At 53.7% G+C, this 6,032-nt stretch carries 4 protein-coding genes; all 4 read right to left on the minus strand.

What is annotated here, in order from left to right; genetic code table 11:
• Window positions 1-455: 455 nt before the first annotated feature.
• Window positions 456-3,203 carry a DNA helicase RecQ gene (gene recQ / locus HN413_17670; protein ID MBT3392230.1) on the minus strand — a complete coding sequence of 916 codons (2,748 nt, stop codon included), beginning with the start codon at window positions 3,201-3,203 and terminating at the stop codon, window positions 456-458.
• A gap of 8 nt (window positions 3,204-3,211) precedes the next feature.
• On the minus strand, window positions 3,212-5,365 hold the full coding sequence (locus HN413_17675; protein ID MBT3392231.1) for a DUF1186 domain-containing protein: 2,154 nt from the start codon (window positions 5,363-5,365) through the stop codon (window positions 3,212-3,214).
• A gap of 79 nt (window positions 5,366-5,444) precedes the next feature.
• Window positions 5,445-5,630 carry a hypothetical protein gene (locus HN413_17680; protein ID MBT3392232.1) on the minus strand — a complete coding sequence of 62 codons (186 nt, stop codon included), beginning with the start codon at window positions 5,628-5,630 and terminating at the stop codon, window positions 5,445-5,447.
• 5 nt (window positions 5,631-5,635) lie between these two features.
• Window positions 5,636-6,032 (minus strand): hypothetical protein (locus HN413_17685; GenBank protein MBT3392233.1); only part of this gene is annotated, 397 nt, incomplete at its 5' end.

Genomic DNA, 6,032 nt, shown 5'->3' on the forward strand with positions numbered 1-6,032 from the left:
GACCGCCGGATTGCCCCAAATCCGTGAACGCCAAAGATGCGGAAGCCCAGGTTTGTTTGACGGTCGAGCCGTCTTTCTCGTCATTTTTTGCGAAATGCCTGCTACTCGAGTAAGGTATTGGGTGCCCCTGTGATAAAAAAAGAGCCTGACAGAAAATTTGTCAGGCTCTTTTGCATTTGTGATGAGAAAAAATTAATCAGCCGCCAGGGCCAAATGGTGCAGTTCCAACGGACGGAATTTGTAGCCATATACACGATTGCTACCGGGCTGGATTGGTTTGGGTAACTTTATAACTTGTTTGCCTACTGGGGCTTGGGATAATGGATATAAATCTTGCTTGGATATTACGTCTGTTGTCTCACATCAAGCGGTGGACACACCATTCGCATGTTATGTGCAAAAAGTCGCGTTCTTCCCGCACCCGTACCGTTGCCAACCTTTCCATCAGGCAGTCATCATGCCGCCCTGGTTGCCAGGTAAATCAGCCGCCAGAGATGGAGTTGCTCGTAGGGGATTTGCCCGTCGAGAACATCGAAGATGGGACGCAGAAAATCGGGGCCGAGATCGTTGAAGGCTTGTATGACCCGAAGTTCATCCTGCGTGGCGAGTTGGCTGCTGGCCTTTAGCCCCTCCACCCGCAGCGGACGCCCGGCGGCGTGCGCTTTTTTGAGATGCTTGAGAATGGTGCCTTCGGTGAAGCCTAAATCGGCGGCGATGGCGGCAATCGACTCACCGGACTGATATTGCTTGTAGATGTAGTCGGTGCGCTTGTGCGTGGCGGGTTGCGAATGGCGGGTGGCAGGCGTCGGCGCGGGTTTGGGGATGGGCTGGAGATCGTTTTCGGCGCAATAAGCCTGGATAACGGGGAGAAAGTGCGGGGCATATTCTTCGACTTTGCGCTGGCCTACGCCGTAAATCTGGATCAGGGTTTCAGGTGTTTGGGGGAAATAGGTTGCCATTTCAACCAGTGAACGGTCGTTGAAGATGACATAGGGGGGCACGTTGCGCTCGGCGGCCAGTTGGGCGCGCAGGGCACGCAACAGTTCGAACAAGCCGGGGTCGTGGGCGGCTTTGGGGGCCGCGGCTACGCCGGGGATGGCTCCGGGCAGCGCGCCAAAGAATTCGCCGCCATCCAGAACGGCGCGGCCTGCTTCGGTGACGCGCAGCGATCCGTGGGGCGGGGTGCGCTGCAACAGTCCCTGGCGCACAAATTGGGTTGCCATATGCCGCCATTGATCTTTGGTGTAGCCGTTGCCTTTGTCGTAGATTTCGAGCTGGTCGTGTTTGAATTGCAGAATCTTTTTGGCGCGCGAGCCGCGTAAAACGTCAATCAGATGGGCGGCGCCGAAAATCTGCTCGGTTTGCAGAGCGCAATTGAGCAGGAGGCGCGCCGGGGCGGTTAAATCAATCTGGGCAGAATCAGCATCGGGGTCGGCCTGGTCGTCCTGTTTTTGGGCAAGGCAATGATCACAGGCCTCACAATCTTCATCGGGGAATTTTTCACCAAAATAGTTTAGCAGTGGGATGCGGCGGCAGGTTTGGGTTTCGACGAAGTCGAGCATGGCTTGCAGGCGCATTTCGGCGCCGCGGCGCAGTTCGGGCGGCTCCTGGTTGATGAAGTAGCGGATCGTGCCCACGTCGCCGTAGGCGTAGAGCAGCAGGCAATGTGCGGGCAGGCCGTCGCGCCCGGCGCGGCCAATTTGCTGGTAGTAGCTTTCAATGTTTTTGGGCAGGTCGTAATGCACCACGAAGCGCACGTTGGATTTATTGATGCCCATACCAAAGGCGATGGTGGCGACTATGATGAGATCGTCTTCGTAACGGAAGCGGTGCTGGTGGGTGCGGCGGTCGGCGTCTTGCATCCCGGCGTGGTAGGGCAGCGCCGGGTAGCCCGCCGCGGCCAGTTGGGCGGTGAGGGTGTCTACCCCATCGCGGGTGGCGCAGTAGATGATGCCGGCCTGGTTTTTATGGGTATCGAGAAAAGCGCGCACTTGGGCGACGCCTGCAATTTTGTCGTCAACACGCAAGATCAGATTCTCGCGGTTAAAACTGCTAATAAATTCGTTGGCGTCGCTGATGGCGAGCGAAGTTTTGATGTCGGCGCGCACGCGGCGGGTGGCGGTGGCGGTTACGGCCAGTGTAACCGCCTTGGGTAAACGCTCACGCAGCCCGGCCAGTTGGCGGTATTCGGGGCGGAAATCGTGCCCCCACTCCGAGATGCAGTGCGCTTCATCAATCACCAGCGCGTCCACGGAGATGTTTTCGAGCAGGCTCATCGTTTCAGGGCGCAGCAGGGTTTCAGGCGCGGCGTAGAGCAGTTTCACATCCCCGGCCCGGATGCGCTCGACGGTGGCATCGTATTCGGCAAAGGTCAGTGTGCTGTTGAGATAGACGGCGGCAATGCCCCACTCGCGCAACTCCAGCACCTGATCTTCCATCAGCGAGATCAGCGGCGAGACCACCACGGTCAGGCCAGGGAAGAGCGTGGCGGGCAGTTGGTAGCATAGCGATTTTCCGCTGCCGGTGGGCATCACTGCCAGCGAGTCGTGCTTGCGCAGTACGTTTTCGATGATGCGGCGTTGTAAAGGTCTGAATTCGGGATAGCCGAAGGTTTGCTGGAGGGTGGATTCGAGTTCGGCGGTAGCGGTTGTAGACCTCAAAGGTCTCAGCGAGGATTCTTCCGCCGGAGAATTTTTTGGTGAGACCTTTGAGGTCTTAACGGAGAGCCGCAGCAAAGCCTGATCTTGCGAGATGATCTCATCGTTCTCGTCAATATGCAGCACTTCAATGCCTTCAGCGCTCAGCGTTTGACCGATCAGGCGCGTGCGACGGCAGTTTTCGGGCTTTATTTCGGCGCACAGCAGCGCCACGCGATGACCCTGTCGGCTGGCGTTGTGCAGGCGTTCAATGCCGCGGCGGTAAAAAGGCTGGGCGGCCAGTTTGGCGTAGTCGATCACCCCATCGATATAGCAGGCTTCATCGTCTGGCCTGCCGCCCAGGGTATCGCCCATGAAGACATAGCGAATACCATTCGCTTGCAGCGCATCTTCCAGCGCGGACTTGGTAAATTCCGGCTGGTGACGCGAGTAGGGCTGCGAGCGCACATCGATCAGAAATTCGATCTGGTGGGCTTTGAGCGCGGCGAAAAAGGCTTCGTTTTCTCTGGCTCCATAGCCGATGGTGTAGATGGGAGTGGGGGGCATTGCCTCTATTATTTTCGCCGACCGCGGCGTCCGCGTTTGGCTTTCTTTTGAGTTTGTGGCTCCTGATTGGGCGCGCTGGTGGGCAGCGAACGGGAGCGCTGTTGCGGTTGTCCCGTACGCATGGATGGATGTTCAACTTCCTTTCCATCCAATGTGTGCAATATAATTTCTGCCGGGCTGGGGCGATTATGCTTGAGATTGCGCAACCCGTCCATGGCTCCAACAAAATCTACATCTTTGGCCCTTTGCCGAATTGTCCAGCTTTCCGTCAGATCAACAATCCGTTGGTATAGTTCACGTGCAATTTCTCTGTCGCCCAGATCATGTTCAAAAAGCGCCAGGCGGATGATAACATCTGTGTCGTTAGGGGCCAATTTATAGGCACGCTTTAAAGCTTCGTGCGCGTCAGAGTAACGCATTAACATACGCAGCAAAGAACCCATTCTGGCATATAGTGAAGCGTCTTTTGGGTTTAATGCAATTTGGCGGCGGTATTCATCCAAACCATCCAGCGGATGCATCGGTTCGCCGAAAACAACCGAACTGAAATACAACACCCGCGGATTTGCTGTAAATTTCTTAGTCTTTTTCCCAAAGAGCATTTTGGCCATGTCCATAAAATTATCGGGGGCCATTAAACGCAAATGAGCCATACTGGTCAACTCATATTGATCCGATACGTTGCACTTGGGACACACAACTTCATGGTCAAGGATATAGGCGCTATATTTAGTTGTACCAGTGTCTTCAGTATCCAATGAATTGTGATCTACAAGCACATATTCCGTGAAATGTTCGCGTGTGCGACCACAGGCTTTACATTCCAGCGGGAGATACAGGCCATCTTCCCTGCGCTCTGTGGGGATGGGAGGAAGACCCCATTCTTCATGCACATCACCTAAATGTACCCAACCCGGTTCCAGACGGTCTTCATCATAGACTTGTTTAATCTCCGGGTACAGTTCGCGGGCATCTAAATTCAAAGAATCACCAACCAGACGGGCAATGAACTGTTCTTCGTTGGCTTTATAGGCTTCGGGGCGCGTAAACAGCGTGCGGAACAGGGCGATCACATCTTTACGCAAATGTGGGATGTGTTCAACCCGCTCGACCAAGGCTTCTGCAGCCGAGCCGCGGAGATGCGTACTATACTTCCGGTCGGCGGCCATGTCTTTCAAAGCCTGCGTGGTGTAGCCACCAATTTTGCCAATCTTGCTGGAAAGCAGTTCTACATGCCAATTCCCCTCGGCCTGATCCAGCCACGAGCTGAGCAATGAAAATTCTTCGGGGGCTTTGTCTCGCCAGATGCGTAGCAGATTTATGGCGTGGAGATGACCCCATTCGCTGTCTTCGTCATACGCCAGATGAATCAAGAACGGGATTAACACCTTCCCTGCGGCAAGGATTTCATCGTAAAGTACATCATCTGCCTTTTCACCGAGTTCAGCCAAGCGCACAATTTTAGCTGGATAGGGGAGGTCGGAATCAGCTTCTTTCGCAAATTCTGCGGGCAATTCCAATGCGGCCTTAAAATTTGCCAAAATGTCGGCATCAATCGCTTCCAACTTGTCGGCGGCGCTTTGCGACTGTTCGCGGGCTTCATTTCGCATTTCTGTCATTTGCTCGCGGAGACCTTCAGGGTCTTTCTTTTTGATTAGTTCCAGGCCGCGTTCCAATACATCCACAGCTAAAGCGGGAAGCCCCGCACGGGGCAATGTCATCCCCAATCCATTGTACAGCCAGACATTACCGGGCTGATCATGGATTAATTGCGTTGAGAGTGCCAGACCTGTATTGAAGTCGTCCGCCGCCAAATAAATTTCGGCCAGGTCGCGATAAATATATACACGGTTTCCCCCTTCAACATGTTGCTCAAGAAAGGCCAGCATGGCATAACACCAGGCTAGAGCGGTTCCGGGGGTACTGCGGTAAAAACCGACAACATCCAAATACAGCATTTCATAATCAATCATGTCGTAGGACATCTCTGATGATCGCAAAATCAATTCACTAACCGCGATAAATTTGTCGTATTCTCTTGATTCGCTAAAATGCTGACCGACAGCGAGAAGATCGTTATCATCATACATACCCACAGGTGTCGCCAGAATTTGCTCGCGCGTCAATGGTTCAAAAATCGCGAGTATTTCTTCTCTCTTCATTCAAAAATCCTTGTATTGGGTTCAATTTGTGCATCTTTGACCGTCTTTTTTGAGATGAGTCAATAGAATCTGATGGGAGCTACATTAAATCCATTTTTGGCCGATACTGCAAGGCCTCGGCTAGATCGGCAATGGTGCGCGCCAGTTTCAAGATGCGGTGATAGGCTCGCGCCGAAAGTTGTAATTGCTGTATGGATATCTTGACTACTATAGAAAAAATATTCGCATGCCCAAAATGGGTATCTGACGTAAACCAGGTAATCATTTTACCTAATCTTCCTCCTCCCCATACGCCACCGCCACCGCCTTCTCACTGATTTTGGCATAAGCACCCTGCAAAAGTGCTTCGATGCCGGGTTTCGGCACAAAGTTCGCCTCCCCCAGCCGTTTGAGCAGGGGCATTTTGATGGCAGGCGTATGAATATTCACGGAAAACCCGTCCAGCGACGCACCAAGCTCAAAAAAGGTCGCGACGCTTTCTTCCAGGGGGATAATGACTTCTGGCTGCTCCTCTTCATCCACAAAATCATCTTCCCCCGCGCGACGCTCCCGAAGAGCGGACATGACTTGATCTTGCGTGCGTCCCCGCAGGCGGAAAATGAGAAAAGGGTCTTCGTCGAAGCGTTCGCCCAAAATATAATGCGCCGCAGCGACATGCTTGCAGGGA

This window comes from Chloroflexota bacterium (assembly GCA_018648225.1).
Classification (GTDB): Bacteria; Chloroflexota; Anaerolineae; order Anaerolineales; family UBA11858; genus NIOZ-UU35.

Excerpts from the sequence above, each read along its gene's own strand:
- recQ (MBT3392230.1), bottom strand. The coding sequence starts at position 3,203 with ATGCCCCCCACTCCCATCTACACCATCGGCTATGGAGCCAGAGAAAAC.
- HN413_17675 (MBT3392231.1), bottom strand. The coding sequence starts at position 5,365 with ATGAAGAGAGAAGAAATACTCGCGATTTTTGAACCATTGACGCGCGAG.
- HN413_17680 (MBT3392232.1), bottom strand. The coding sequence starts at position 5,630 with ATGATTACCTGGTTTACGTCAGATACCCATTTTGGGCATGCGAATATT.